Origin of the sequence: Pontibacter russatus (assembly GCF_009931655.1) — a bacterium.
Taxonomy (GTDB): domain Bacteria; phylum Bacteroidota; class Bacteroidia; order Cytophagales; family Hymenobacteraceae; genus Pontibacter; species Pontibacter russatus.
This window is the reverse complement of the sequence record NZ_CP047984.1, coordinates 1-13,726: the sequence shown is the minus strand read 5'-3', so window position 1 is coordinate 13,726 and position 13,726 is coordinate 1. Positions and strand designations below refer to the sequence as shown.

At 54.8% G+C, this 13,726-nt stretch carries 13 protein-coding genes and 1 pseudogene; 7 read left to right on the top strand and 7 right to left on the bottom strand.

Translation table 11 applies throughout. The features are described 5' to 3' along the window. Positions 1-4: 4 nt before the first annotated feature. The 5 genes from GSQ62_RS00070 to GSQ62_RS00050 all read right to left on the bottom strand — a co-directional run bounded on the left by GSQ62_RS00070 (position 5) and on the right by GSQ62_RS00050 (position 4,625). Positions 5-1,354: a hypothetical protein gene (locus GSQ62_RS00070; protein WP_161887606.1), complete on the bottom strand. Its 1,350-nt coding sequence runs from the start codon at positions 1,352-1,354 to the stop codon at positions 5-7. Between the two features lie 537 nt (positions 1,355-1,891). Beyond that, entirely contained in the window at positions 1,892-2,092 is a 201-nt protein-coding gene (locus GSQ62_RS00065) for a hypothetical protein (protein WP_161887605.1), read from the bottom strand. Between the two features lie 229 nt (positions 2,093-2,321). Further along, on the bottom strand, positions 2,322-2,678 hold the full coding sequence (locus tag GSQ62_RS00060; RefSeq protein ID WP_237586856.1) for a DUF6122 family protein: 357 nt from the start codon (positions 2,676-2,678) through the stop codon (positions 2,322-2,324). 96 nt (positions 2,679-2,774) lie between these two features. Next, the gene (locus GSQ62_RS00055) at positions 2,775-3,539 is read right to left on the bottom strand and encodes an oxygenase MpaB family protein (RefSeq protein ID WP_161887604.1); all 765 of its coding nucleotides are present in this window, start codon (positions 3,537-3,539) and stop codon (positions 2,775-2,777) included. A gap of 210 nt (positions 3,540-3,749) precedes the next feature. After that, positions 3,750-4,625, bottom strand: coding sequence for an SDR family oxidoreductase (locus GSQ62_RS00050; RefSeq protein ID WP_161887603.1), 876 nt, complete (start codon positions 4,623-4,625; stop codon positions 3,750-3,752). 129 nt (positions 4,626-4,754) lie between these two features. Between GSQ62_RS00050 and GSQ62_RS00045 the strand changes: the two genes are divergently transcribed. After that, positions 4,755-5,156 carry a nuclease A inhibitor family protein gene (locus tag GSQ62_RS00045; RefSeq protein ID WP_161887602.1) on the top strand — a complete coding sequence of 134 codons (402 nt, stop codon included), beginning with the start codon at positions 4,755-4,757 and terminating at the stop codon, positions 5,154-5,156. A 259-nt stretch (positions 5,157-5,415) separates the two neighbouring features. Here GSQ62_RS00045 and GSQ62_RS00040 read toward each other — a convergent pair whose 3' ends face one another. Next, positions 5,416-6,870: a phytoene desaturase family protein gene (locus tag GSQ62_RS00040; protein WP_161887601.1), complete on the bottom strand. Its 1,455-nt coding sequence runs from the start codon at positions 6,868-6,870 to the stop codon at positions 5,416-5,418. 91 nt (positions 6,871-6,961) lie between these two features. On the opposite strand from GSQ62_RS00040, the gene GSQ62_RS00035 reads away from it, so the two are divergent. The 4 genes from GSQ62_RS00035 (at position 6,962) to GSQ62_RS00020 (ending at position 10,031) form a co-directional block, all read left to right on the top strand. After that, complete coding sequence (locus GSQ62_RS00035; RefSeq protein ID WP_161887600.1) at positions 6,962-7,792, top strand: SDR family oxidoreductase; 831 nt, start codon at positions 6,962-6,964, stop codon at positions 7,790-7,792. 221 nt (positions 7,793-8,013) lie between these two features. Beyond that, the gene (locus tag GSQ62_RS00030; RefSeq protein ID WP_161887599.1) at positions 8,014-9,255 is read left to right on the top strand and encodes a BaiN/RdsA family NAD(P)/FAD-dependent oxidoreductase; all 1,242 of its coding nucleotides are present in this window, start codon (positions 8,014-8,016) and stop codon (positions 9,253-9,255) included. A gap of 97 nt (positions 9,256-9,352) precedes the next feature. After that, positions 9,353-9,805 carry a ferritin-like domain-containing protein gene (locus tag GSQ62_RS00025; protein WP_161887598.1) on the top strand — a complete coding sequence of 151 codons (453 nt, stop codon included), beginning with the start codon at positions 9,353-9,355 and terminating at the stop codon, positions 9,803-9,805. Positions 9,806-9,851: 46 nt separating this feature from the next. Further along, the gene (locus GSQ62_RS00020) at positions 9,852-10,031 is read left to right on the top strand and encodes a hypothetical protein (protein ID WP_161887597.1); all 180 of its coding nucleotides are present in this window, start codon (positions 9,852-9,854) and stop codon (positions 10,029-10,031) included. A 122-nt stretch (positions 10,032-10,153) separates the two neighbouring features. Here the strand turns inward: GSQ62_RS00020 and GSQ62_RS00015 are convergent, their stop codons facing one another. After that, positions 10,154-12,040, bottom strand: a complete 1,887-nt coding sequence (locus GSQ62_RS00015) for a DEAD/DEAH box helicase (RefSeq protein WP_161887596.1) — start codon at positions 12,038-12,040, stop codon at positions 10,154-10,156. 665 nt (positions 12,041-12,705) lie between these two features. Between GSQ62_RS00015 and GSQ62_RS00010 the strand changes: the two genes are divergently transcribed. Then, a complete protein-coding gene (locus GSQ62_RS00010) occupies positions 12,706-13,242 on the top strand; it encodes a hypothetical protein (RefSeq protein ID WP_161887595.1) in 537 nt (178 codons plus the stop codon). A gap of 288 nt (positions 13,243-13,530) precedes the next feature. Then, positions 13,531-13,704: pseudogene (locus tag GSQ62_RS21110) on the top strand (UvrD-helicase domain-containing protein); the annotation flags it as partial. Positions 13,705-13,726: the final 22 nt, after the last annotated feature.

Here is a 13,726-nt window from a genome sequence, read left to right as displayed (position 1 = left end):
CGTGCTAATCTGCTTTGTTGAATTGGATGGTTGCCTCAAAAACGAAGTCGCTCTGGTCGCGGTACAGGGCCTGAACGCCGTCTACTATTTTGTCTAACTGGTACGTTTTTTTCGGGTTCGCCACCGGGTTGTTGTCATTGTCGGTTGCCCAGTTGTCTATCCAGGTGGGGTATACGTGCGGCAGTTGCACGGATATGGTTCCGGCATTGGCCGTAAGCTGCGGCACCTGCACCCGCACAAAATGGGTGTACCTGGCCAGGTCGGGGGTTGCTTTGATGCTTTCGTCCGCCGCCGTCACCGACACCAGACTCGCCCGGCTGCCCTTGCTGCCGATTTTCAGGTTGCGCTTCAGATAATCCACCTGCTGCATCGCCATCGGCAAATTGCTCAGATCCAACCCTACAGTAAATTCTACGGGCTGATCCTCCTCCGGCTGCAGGTTTACTGAGGTGCAGGGGTCGGCGTTGCTGCTGCTGCAATAAACGATGCCGCTTGGGCTGAATTCCTTTTCTTTGAGCAAGGCGGAATAGGGAATGCTCTCATATTCGAAGCCGAAATAGGCCTGCTGCGGCGGCAGGTTGCGCAGCACCCTGTTCGTCACCACCTGTACTTCCTGCTGCGGGCCGATAACCCATATATAAAACGGTATCTCCTCGCCGTTCAGCGTTCTCCTGACTTCCGGTTTCTTCACCGCCGGGTGGTAGGTGCCGAAGAACTCGGAGGTGTTGGCCAGGATGGCGATGGCCAGCCCCTGGTGCTCGGCTTCCCGCAGGCTGCTCCGCATATCTGCGTCTAGCGAAATGAACTGCCCCTGATCGCTGGGCCCGTGGATAAAGTCCGATATAATCACGCAGACGGCTCCTTGGTCGATGGAGTTCTGCAGGGCCGTCTGCAGCAAAGCCGGAAGGGGCGTGCCGCGCACATCGTCCTTAATGCCGCTCACGACATAACTTTTCATCGTATTGTACGATACGCTGTCGAGCACTGGGCGGCTCTGCTGGTCTTCCTTGGCCAGGTAAAAGCCTTTGTCCGATACGTAGCGGCCGTCCTGCACCTCCGAAAGCAGATTCAGCACCTTGTCCTGGAACGTAGTGGCTTCTTTCCCCGCCGTGGCCTGCGGCATAAAGCCTTTCATGCCGTTGGATATTTCGAGGTACACGTTCACGTCCACCTTTTCGGGGGCGGTTGTTTCTGCCGGAGATGCACTGGCTGCGGGTTTGTCTTTTTGTGAGGGCGTGGCAGCTCCGGGGGCTGTTTCTTCGTCGCCGGACTGCTTTTTGAAACAGCCCGTTAAGAGGAGGGTCATGCAAAGCAGCAGCATGTAGATGCTACTGGCAAACTTGGTTACAGGCATGCATTTTCGGGGTTTAGCTGTTCCGCAATTACTTTGAAAACAGGCTTAGGGTTATATTAGGTTATAGATGCGTTTTGGTGTTACTGCTGCCATGCGTGGTTTCGCGCTCACCGACTGCCGCCCAAACATTCCCCTGATTCTTGCAGAACGTATTAAAGAACATAAATATTACTACAAGCTGGCAATGCCTTCGCTCTGATTTTCTCTGCACAAATCTATATGTGCTACAATGCTATATACCGGTGCAGTTGATCCGGGCTGGCGTCAGGCACTGGTCTGCTCAAATATAAGAAAATTCCATTGCACCCGCCTCCCTTCCTGAGAAGTCCCGGTATATAAAGCGAGGCTACTTGCCGGAGCGGTGTTGCCGTTGGGCCTCAAGCGGGACGTGGATTTTGGCTTTACCTATATGCACAACAAGCTCCATCTCCCCTACCCGGGACAATGGAGCTTGTTGTTATGCCTGCAGGTCAGGCACAAGCAGCCCGCCTAAAGCGACTTGCCTGGCTGCTGCACGGGAAAATGGCATCAGATTGCTTACACCTTTTGCCTGTTCAGGTACAAGCCATATATCACGAGCCCTGCTGCAGCCGCAAACGCAATATACTGCTTGTTCTGGTTTGAGAGCCCGTTGTAAAAATCAAGACCGTACTTGCCTGGGTTGTTTAACAATTTGCTCGCTTCATCCGGATCCTTCAGGATGTCCAGTATCGATTTAGTTGGTGCCGTTTCTTTCATAATCTATCTACAATTTAATTCAACGTACGTGGGTAAAAGCATATAGGATATTTTTTGTGCCCAAGCCTGAAAATCAAACAGCCCCACCGGAACGTCTACCGCCCTGTATAGGAATACAGCCTATATGCCCGCACAGGTTGCACGGCCACGCCCTCCGACTCTTCTGGGAAGCACCATACCCGGGAGGAGCTATGCACGTACCCGCGCCGCCTTACACCATTGGGTCAGCCTAACCCAGCATCAGCAAGGGTTGCGCATGCCGCACGCACTCAGCCGTGTCCAGCACTATATGAATGACCAGCCCAAGTCCGATAAGCCGTGTTTTAGGGTAGAGGGCAAGCGTAACATAAACGGGAATCAGCCAGAAACTATGCAGGAGGTGGTAGCCCACGCTGCACCGGCTGGGGTCCAGGATGGGGCTGGCCGCGAGGTGGTCGATATCGATGAGAATGCCTGCCAGCATCCGCAGCGCGGAATGCCGGAAGTCTTTGCGGAAGAACAGCGCCGCCACCCCTACCGGCACCGCCACGTGAAAAAACATATGCAGAAGAAACGCGGGCGTCAGCGTGCCTAAGAAGATATCCATTCCTGATGTTAACGTAAACCAGCCACTTTTACTGTTTCAGCGCGCATTGGTTCTATATAATATTTATCCCGGTTGCCTTAACAGGACAGGCTGGATTCAGGACGGCACCGAATCCAGCGCCTTTATCTCTGACCTATAGGCCGGTGGAAGAATAGCCGCTTTCAGGAGCCACTCCATACGCAGCTGCCTGCATACCTTATATATAGCCAGCACCGGCGAGAGCAGCGAAAACCGCCCGAGCCGCAGCATCCTGTTCACAATTCCTGGCACTACCAGCACCTGCCCCTGCAACAGCAGGCCATAGCGCAGCAGGCCCAGGTGCTTTCGGTACTGCCTGTATAAATCTGAGGTAAAGGGGCCATGCTGTAGGTTCTGCCGCAGGTGCTCTTCGCGCATCGGGCGCCACTCTTTATAGGTTGTCGGCAAGCCTTTCAAACCCATCCGGCTGCCAACCCGGTTAAACACCTCAAACACTTCCGCTTTTTCTGCCTCCGTCAGCTTTCGCTCCAGCAGTTCGTAGGAGCGGATGGAATAGTCAATCAGCATGAAGAGCACGTCGCGGTAGGCCCAGTCAGGTATAGACATGCCCCGCTTTGCCTCCACGCTGGCATGGATCGCGGCCATCTTGTCAATCGCGCGGTGCGCTCCCTCAAAATCAGAAAAAACAATCAGGCGGGCATAGGCCACTGTGGTAAACAGCCTGCCCAGCGGGTCGGCAGGCAGCCTGCCGGTAAAGTATAGCCAGTCTACGGCCTTGTTCAGGGCAAACTCGGCGGAGGCGCCGGCAAAGATAAAGAGGATGGTGTCGCTCTTTCCCCATATCTCCCGCACCATCGAGCCTTCTTCTACAAAATATCTCATGCCTCCTGAACAATTCTGCACCGCAAAATGTGCGAAGCCAGCCTATATAAATGTCAGAAACAAGGTGCTTGTATGAGGTAGCAAGACACCAAATCTTTCGATTCACTTATGCTTCGCTTCCAGTTATATAACTGATTATATAACTGATATAGCGCGAGCTTCATTTTGTCTCCTTTTGAAAGCAGCGCATACATGGCAGCGGCGGCAGGGCTACTGCCCCTTGCCGCGCATCTGCTTTTCCATGGCGTCCCACATCTCCTGCGGTATCTGGTCGAAGGCGTTGAACTCACCGGCGCCGTAAAGCCACTCCCCGCCGTCAATCGTCACCACCTCGCCGTTCACGAAGGCCGCAAAATCCGACACCAGGTAGGCCGCCAGGTTCGCCAGTTCCTGGTGCTCCCCAAACCTCCCGACCGGGATGCGCTTCACCGGGTCCAGCTTGTCGGCCAGTTGCTTCGGGAACAGGCGCTTCCAGGCCCCTTCCGTCGGGAAAGGACCGGGCGCAATGGCGTTGGAGCGGATGCCGTATTTGGCCCATTCGGAGGCCAGCGAGCGTGTCAGCGCCAGCACGCCCGCCTTGGCGCAGGCCGACGGCACCACGTACCCGGAGCCCGTCCAGGCGTAGGTCGTCACGATGTTCAGGATGGCCGCCTCCTGCTGCTGCTCGATCCAGTGCTTGCCCAGGGCGAGGGTCGTGTTGTAGCTGCCCTTCAGCACAATGTCCGTCACCACATCGAAGGCTTTGGGGCTAAGGCGCTCCGTCGGGCTCACAAAATTACCGGCCGCGTTGTTCACCAGCACATCCACCCGGCCGAACTGCGCCAGCGCCGCCTGCAGCATGGCCTCTACCTCCAGGTATTTGCGCACGTCGCAGGCCACGGGCAGCACCTTGCCGCCGGTCTCCTGCTCCAGCTCCTTCGCCGCTGCAGCCAGCACCTCCAACTTGCGGCTGCAGATAACGGCATTCGCGCCGAGCTCCAGAAAATATTTGACCATAGAGCGGCCAAGCCCCGTGCCACCGCCCGTCACGATGATAGTTTTGCCCTTCAGGGCGCCTTCTTTCAGCATTGGTTCTGCTTTTATCATGTCGTGTAGCTTTAAGGTGCTTTTCAATTTATAACGTATACGCAGCGAATCTTTTCGTATAAAACCGAAAACCCGGAAGGATTAAATTTCCAGACTTGCGTATTCATTTGAACCTAAAGATAAGAGCAGATGAATTTAGAGCAGATAGAAACCGAACTGAAGCAGGCCGTGAACGGACTCCTGATGCGGAGCGAGACCGACGAGCCATTTGAGTTTTTTTATGATGAGGAGCACGACAGCACCGAGCTGAATGAGGAGACCGTCCGCAAACTGGCGGGCATGCCCGCGCAGTACCCGTTGCTGGTGGTTGAACTGGATGAATTCTTCCGCAGCCAGGTTCGTCCGGCCGAAGAAACGCCGGATGAACTGGCACGGGCGGAGCGCTTCCGGCAGCTGCAGGCAAAGCTGCATGAGCTGTTGCCGGACGTGAAGGTTTACCGCATCGGCGAAACCCGCATTTCAGTGTTCATACTGGGTACTACAGCAGCCGGCGAGATAACAGGGCTCAAAACGGTGCTGGTGGAAACATGATTGGTTGGAAAGGGCTCAGTTTCTTCGGCTATATAGTAGGGAGGCTTCTCTTCCGCGGTCTTTATATATGGCTGGGAGCTTTAAATGGCAGGGAGCTGAAAAAACATCTTTCACCAAAAATGCTCTCGCAGATAAGCACATGGACAAAATCAACCTGCACTATCCACAAGATCACCCCATATATGAGCCTCTTGAAAACCAATCCTATATACCATTAATAGTATTGAGCATTGGTAACTATGTTCTTTACTTAATATAGCTAAAAGTGGTCCTGCAGGAGCTTCTCCGCTGCAATGATGCCGCTGAGGCAGACCCCGACGATGCCCTGCCCCGGATAGACCGTGTCGCCGCAAAGGTAGGCGCCCTGGTGGTCGAGGCGGGCGTCTTTCATCTGCCAGGGCTTTATATGGCGGTACTGCGGATAGCCTCCCACGGCACCAAAGGCCCGCCCGGTCCAGAAAAGCCAGGCACCCGGCGTGGCCGACTGCAGCAGCTTTATATGGTCTCGTTTGATAAGGCCGCTTCGCACCAGCGCTTCCAAAATCGCTTCTTCCATCTCCTGCTTTTTCTGTATATAGGACTGCTTCGGGTGCGGCACGTGGGTACTGATGCTGGCCACCAATTCTCCTGCCGGTGCCCGTAGCCTGTCTTGAGGGTGGCTGAAGCTGAGAAAGACACTTTTGCTCCCGATGAGCGGCAGCCCCTCCGGCACATGCACCTGGTGGTGCAATACCGCTGGCGGCTCCTGCCCCTGCAGCACCAGCCCCATCGTAAAGGCGCCGTTCAACTGTTCAGAGGGCATGACATAGCGCTGCAGCCGCTTCTGTAATTGCACATCATCAAACAGATCCAGCGTGCTGTTCAGGGGGATGCCGCTGATGACGAACCGGCTCTCAACATCTCCCTTGCTGGTAGCGATATGGTAGCCGCCTTCCCTCCTGCTGATGCGCTCCACCTGCCGGCCATATATAACTTCGCCCTCCCTTTGGGTTATATAATCCACCACCGGTTTCACCAGATTTATAAGTCCGCCGGGCACGTAGTAGTTGCTGTACAGGGTGTAGCACAACGCCGTGGCGCCGAACAGTTCGTTCACCTCGTGCAGGTGGTTCTGCGCCGTAATCAGCAGCTGCTCGTTCACGAAGTCTACAAATTGTCTATTTTGAAGCAGGTCGTATTGTTTCAGCACGTCCTCCATGGTGCGGAAGGCACCAGGCAGGAGTTTCAGCTGCGCTGGCCGCACCCGGCTTACCGATAGTGCCAAATCCTTCAGGTTAGAGAAAGGGAAACTGCGCTGCTGCAGCGACGTGCGCCACACTCCCTGGCTGATGCTGTAACAGTGCTCCCAGAATAGCCGCTGGTGGTGCTTTCCAAATACGCGCTCCGCCTCCGCAATCCAGTCGCCCAGGTTTTTGTAGCGTGTCAGGACCTTGCCATTCGGCAGGTGTACCTGCATCGAAGGCTCCAGGGGCTGCACCGGCACCTGGATGCCGGTGGCATCGAGCAGGTGGCGCAGCGGCATGCCTTCATCCAACCCCACCAGGGTCGTGGCCCCGGTCTCAAACCAATAACCTTTTCGCCTGTAGGACGAGGCGCAGCCGCCGGGATATTTCGCCTGCTCCAGCACGCAAACCTTCAGCCCCCGCTTCGCCAGCAGCGCCGCAGCCGTCAGGGAGCCAAAGCCGGAGCCAACAAGTACGACATCATACCTCATTTATGCGTTACTTTACGGCAGCAAATGCCGCACCTTAAACAGCAGGGGCTGCAAATTGTTACGATACTGTTCAGGCGAAGAAGAAGCATATATGAGTCAGAAATACGATATCAGCATCATGGGCTGCGGATGGCTGGGGCTGCCGCTGGCCGCGCAGCTGGTGAGGGCGGGGTATGATGTAAAAGGCTCGACCACGACCCCCGAAAAGCTGGAAGTGCTGCAGGCCGAGGGAGTCGCGCCTTTCCTGCTGAACCTGCAGGAGGAGAATGTGGATATGGGCCGCCTTCGGGACTTCCTGCAGGCGCAGGTGCTGGTGCTGAACATTCCGCCGCACCTGCGCTCCGACGGTGGCGAAAGTTACCTGCAGCAGCTGCGCCTGCTGGCGAAGGCGCTGGCAGCGTCTCCTGTCAACCGGGTGCTGTTTGTCTCCTCCACTTCCGTGTACCCCGACCTGAACCGCGTGGTGACGGAGGAGGATATTATTTTTGCGGAGGAGCAGCAACCGGAGCACATGCTGCTGCAGGCAGAGCGGCTGTTTCAGTCAGCCGAAGGCTGGATGACCACCATCCTCCGCTTTGGCGGATTGGTGGGCGGCAACCGGAAGCCAGGACGCTTTCTGGCGGGCAAAAAGCACGTGCCGAATGGTGATGCGCCCGTCAACCTGATTCATTTAGAGGACTGCATTCAGATTATATCCCGCATCATCGAGCAGGATATATGGGGTGAGGTGTTCCACGCCTGCGCCGACCAGCACCCGCTCCGCAAAGAGTTTTACACGCAGGCCGCCCTGGCACTTGGCCTGGAGCCCCCGGAGTTCGATGACATGCAGGAGACGCACTTCAAGCTCATCAACAGCCAGAAATTAAAGGATGCGCTGGCGTATGCCTTCCTACATCCCGACCCAATGAATTTTATTGGTTGATGATTGCTGGTTGTTAGTTGTTGAATGGTTCAATAGCTGCATGGGTGAAATGGAGTTTTATATATGACACTTGCTTTACATCAGATTATGCTATGAGCGCAGCTTCAAGAGCCGGAAACCTTGTCTTTCTACGACTGAGGTCTTAACAACCATTTAACCATCAAACCATTCAACAAACAACTAACAATCAACAACCAGCAATTAACAACCAGCAATCAAAAATGCAGCGAATCGTAGTGATAGGCGGCGGGGCAGCCGGATTTTTTGGAGCCATCACATGCGCACAGCTCAACCCGGAGGCGATGGTGCTTCTGCTCGAGAAGTCGGGGAAGCTACTGTCGAAGGTGCGGGTGTCGGGCGGCGGGCGCTGCAACGTGACGCACCATTGTTTCGTGCCTTCGGTGCTGTCGCAGCATTACCCGCGGGGCGGGAAGCAACTGAAGGAGGCGTTCAGGACATTCGGCGCGCAGGAAACCATCGACTGGTTCGCGCAGCGCGGGGTGCAGCTGAAAGCGGAGGCCGACGGCCGCATGTTCCCGGTGACAGACAACTCGGAAACCATTGTGAACTGCCTGCTGCAGGAAGCAAAGCGCGTGGGCGTGCAGATAAGGACAGGGGCGGGTGTAGAAAAGATATCGGCCGCGCAGGATACTTCCGGGAAACCAACGTTCATGCTGCGGCTGACCTCCGGCGAGAGCGTCACCGCCGACAAAGTGCTGGTGTGTACTGGGGGCAACCCAAAGTCGCAGGGCTACGACTGGCTGCGGGCGCTGGGGCACAACATCCAGGAGCCGGTGCCGTCGCTTTTCACGTTCAACGTGCCCGCCTCGCCATTGAAGGAACTGCAGGGCGTGTCGGTGCCGCGGGCAAAAGTGCGGGTGGCGGGTCAGAAGCTGGAGTACGAGGGGCCTTTGCTCATCACGCACTGGGGCTACAGCGGCCCGGCCGTGCTGAAGCTGTCGGCCTGGGGAGCACGCTATTTTCATGAGCAGCAGTACAATTTTACCGCCCTCATCAACTGGATCCCTGATTATACGGAAGAAACCCTTCGGGAAAATTTACAGGCTTACCGGCAGGCACACCCCAAAAAGGTGGTTAGCAACAACCCGCTGTTCGGGCTGCCGCAGCGCCTCTGGAAAGCGCTTACCGCCCTTGCCGCGGTGCCGGACGACACCCGCTGGGCCGAGCTGCCCGGCAAAAGTACCAACAAACTGGTGGAGGCGCTGCTGCGCGCGCCGGTGGCGGTGAAAGGCAAAACCACTTTTAAGGAGGAGTTTGTGACCTGTGGTGGCGTGGACCTGCGCTCAGTGTATATGAAGACGATGGAGAGCCGCGTGCAGCAGGGGCTTTACTTTGCGGGCGAGGTGCTGGACATAGACGGCGTCACGGGCGGCTTTAACTTTCAGGCTGCCTGGACGACTGGTTTCCTGGCGGGTAAGGCCATGGCCTGCAAGGAGGCGTAAGCGGCGTGCTATATACGCGGTGGCAACTATTTTGAAATAATTGCAGTACATCAGCATAATAGACATCAGTACCTTAGAAAACAAAACTTGTAAAACTATGGCAATTAATAAAGAAATCGGATCAACCATCCACCACCTGATCGAGCGCTGTAAGGACGGGGCAAAAGGCTACCAGACAGCTTCAGAAGACGTGGAAGACAAAGACCTGAAGGACCTGTTCCGTAAATACGCCGTGCAGCGCGACAGCATGATCACGGAACTACAGGACCAACTGGTTAAAATGGGTGGGCTGGATGACGAGTCGAGCTCTATTGAGGGCACAGTACACCGCGCATGGATCGACCTGAAAGCGGCCCTGACCTCCAGAGACAGAAAGCGCGTGCTGGAAGAGTGCGAGCGCGGTGAAGATTATGCCGTGAAAGCCTATAAGGAAGCCCTGGAAAAAGACCTACCGTCCACAATAAAGCAAATCGTGCAACAGCAGTATGATGACGTGAAAAGAGCACACGACCACATCCGCTCGCTGCGCGACGCTGCGAAAGCAGGATAAGCTTATATATAAATTCTGTTGAGAGGGAGCTTCGGCTCCCTTTTTTATGCCTGCACGTCTGGTTGCTAAAAAAAACAAGGTTGGCATCCGTCTGATGCCAACCTTGTCATATCCAACCGCTTTTCAGCAGTCGGCATTAATCTTCCAACCTTTTTATACTGTCGTTTACGGCCTGCCGCTGCAGATGTTGCATGCTCCCCACCACACAGGATTTAAAAAAACGTAAGCAGGGGCCAAAACAAAAAGGCCGATTTTTGAAGTCGGCCTTTTCTAACAGCTTCTAAAGCTTTTCACACCTTAAATGCTGTCTGTTTATATATACGGGGCGTGAACAGGAAGGTTATCGTTTTAGAATCTTCTTTTGCGGAAACCGCCGCCTCCCCCACGGTTTCTGTCACGGTCGAAGCCGCCACCGCCTCTGCGGTCGCCGCCACGGTCCCTGTTGAAGGAATCACCGCCACGGTCCCTGTTGAAGGAATCACCGCCACGGTCCCTGTTGAAGGAATCGCCGCCACGGTCCCTGTCCCTGAATGAGCCGCCGCCGCGGTTTCTGTCGCGGTCGAAGCCGCCACCGCTTCTGCGGTCGCCTCTGTCGCTGAATCCGAACTCCCCTCTGTCGCCACGGCCGCCTTCGCTTCCGGCGCCCTTCTTCTGCGATTTCTCCACCACCACTGATCGGCCCTGGTATTCAAATCCCGCTAAGTTGGACACAATTTCTGCGGTGTACTCCGACGGCACCTCCACAAAGCTGAACTTGTCGTACAGGTCGATGTCTCCTACCCTGCCTGCCGGTATGCTGGCGTTCTGGGCCAGCAGGTCGATGAGGTCTTTCGGATGTACCTGGTCTTTCTTGCCGATGGTGATGAACAGGCGGTCCATGCCGTCTTTGGTGGCGGAAAGCCCTTTCTCGGCCTCCGCGCCTTTCTCCTTCACCTTGGCCTCTTTCATGCTCATCTTCAGCAAAGCCGACGCCACGTCAAGCGGCGTATAGCCGTCGGTCTCATTTACAAAGCGCTCGATACGGGCAACATGCTTGGCCAGGTGGCCTTTCTCCAGCACTTCCTTCACCTTATCAAAGAAAAGGGTGGTGCGGATTTCGTTCACATCCTCCAGCGAGGGCACCTGCTGCAAGACAATCTTTGCTTTGGTAAAGCGCATGATGTCTTTGATTTTATAGCCATCTGTGCGGCCGCCCACAAAAGAGAAAGCCTTTCCGGACTTGCCTGCACGGCCTGTGCGGCCAATGCGGTGTACGTAAGACTCCTCGTCCTGCGGCAGGTCGTAGTTGATAACGGCCTCCACATTTTCCACGTCCAGGCCGCGCGCAGCCACATCCGTTGCCACCAGTATCTCCAGAGTGCCGTTGCGGAACTTGCCCATCACGTTGGAGCGCTGGTTCTGGTTCAGGTCACCGTGCAGGGCGTCGGCGAAATAGCCGCGGGCCTGCAGGCCTGCCACCAGATCATCCACCATCCGCTTGGTGTTGCAGAAGATGATGACCGACTTCATGTTATACATATCCAGCAGGCGCGACACTGCTTCCTGCTTGGCGCTGCTGCGCACCTCAAAATATACCTGGTCGATGTTGGTCACCGTCAGTTCCTGGTGTACTACTTTCACGATAACAGGATCAGTCTGGTAGCGCTTCGTCATCTCCATGATCGGCTTCGACATGGTGGCCGAGAAGAAAATGGTCTGGCGTTCTTCCGGGATGCGCTCTAGCACGAACTCAATGTCCTCGCGGAAGCCCATGTCGAGCATTTCGTCGGCCTCGTCCAGGATAATCTTCTTCACGTTGTCGAGCACCAGGGTGCCGCGCTGGATGTGGTCCATCACACGGCCCGGCGTGCCGATCACGATCTGCACGCCCTGCTTCAGGGCACGCAGTTGCCTGTCGTATGGCTGCCCGCCATATATGGGCACCACGCTGATGCCGGACTTGTACTTGGCCAGTTTCTGGATCTCGCCCGAAACCTGTATCGCCAGCTCGCGCGTCGGGCACAGGATCAGCGCTTGCACGCTGCGGTCGGTCGGGTCAATCTGTTCGATGGTAGGGATGCCGAAGGCCGCCGTCTTTCCGGTTCCGGTCTGGGCCTGACCAATAATGTCTCTGCCTTCTAAAACAACCGGGATGGCTTGTGTCTGGATGGGTGAGGCTTCTTCGAACCCCATGTCAGCGATAGCGCGCTGCACTTCCGGCGAAAGCGGAAGCTCTTCAAATCTGATTTTGTTCATCTAAATTACGTATATACTTCAATACCTGGCGCAGTCTGCTATTCAACCTTGTCTCTGCTGTGTATCAGAGCGACTCAAAAACGATAAACAACCAGGTTAGCCTACGGTGGGAGTATCCTTTATCAGTAATTCAGACTGTACCAAAACTGCAGCAAAAGTACGAAGAAACCTTTACAATAGCTACGCCTGCCTGTATTTTAAATAAATATATTTATTGTACTGTTTTAAGGGGCTTTTGCCCATGGGCGTTGCACTACAGCCAGACTTTATATTTTGCATAGATAAATGTATGCAATGGACTGCCATTAACATTAAAATTATATATTTTCATTTAATATTAGCAACATAAATATCGTTCACCCGTTATATATGTCAGTTCACCAGCCATTTAGACACATGTACAATAAATAAGACAAAAGCACGATTTTTTTGCAAAAAGTTGCCGAATTTAAAGCAATTGAACCCTGCGGCGACGGCTATAGCCATTTAGTGCAACAGCTGTAATTGAACACAATATTTTACTTTTATGTCTCCACAGTTTCTGCCATTGTATTCCCTCTCAATTCAGGAAGGTTTATGACGGTAAACATTGGCGCTGTTATGTCTGCTGATACCTGCTTTGTTAAATTTATAAAGAATATTTCCTAACTCCTTATCCTGCTTCTATGCTACACTTTTCCAAAATCTCATCACAGGGCAAAGACTTCAACCTGATTGCCTCCGGCGCGCTGGCATTTAAAATCCACAACAAGATTCTGAAGGACGAGAGTTTTTTGCAGGGTTCTAAAATACACCGCAACATGCTGCTGGGCAGCGCCCCGGCAAGGGCCGTGAACGCAGACCGCCGTAACGTTTTCTACGTTATCCTCTCCGACCTTGACAAGATGAACATCGAGTCGCTGTGCAGCATGATAGCGCAGGAGCGCGCCAAAGGCAGCTACGCCGTTTGCCAGGTGATTCCGGCTTACTACAACGAGCCCTCTTTCAAGGCCCTGAAGGCCCTGCGCCAGAATTTTGATGAGGTGATTGAGCTGAGCAAGTTTAACCTGGGCAACAGCAAGGCCCTGATGAGCGCGGAGCAGCAGCAATGCCTGATCACCGATTACTCGCTGTCGATGGCCCGCATCATGTACCATGTGTGCGTGAACGATGGGACCGGGTACCACAGCCAGCCGGTGGGCCAGCTGGCTTACGCCAGTTAAGCTTCCTGGAACACTGTAGCACAATACGCCGGGGCAACAGGCATTAGAACTCCTGCTGCTCACGCAGTCGCAGGTTTCAGGCAGAGGGGGCACATCCTATATATGCCCCCTCTGCCTGATGCTGCATATAAAATTCTATGGAACGCCTTTGTCTTTGCTGGCAGAGGCGTTTTCACTTGTTCCGGTAGCACTGCACCGACGATTTAGCTGGAAAGATATTACGCGGTAATTTGCCTGTAGCCCTCGGCGTGCAGTATCTTTAGGCTACAGAATCCATATATGCCCTCTATCTTTAAGATATACTCCTCCTCCGCCGGCTCCGGCAAAACGTACCACCTCACCAAGGAGTACCTGAAGCTGGCGCTACACACCCCCGACCCTGGCTATTACCGCTCCATCCTGGCCATCACGTTCACCAACGACGCCGCCGCTGAGATGAAAGACCGAATTCTGGCGGCGCTGCGAAACTTCAACGACGACACCC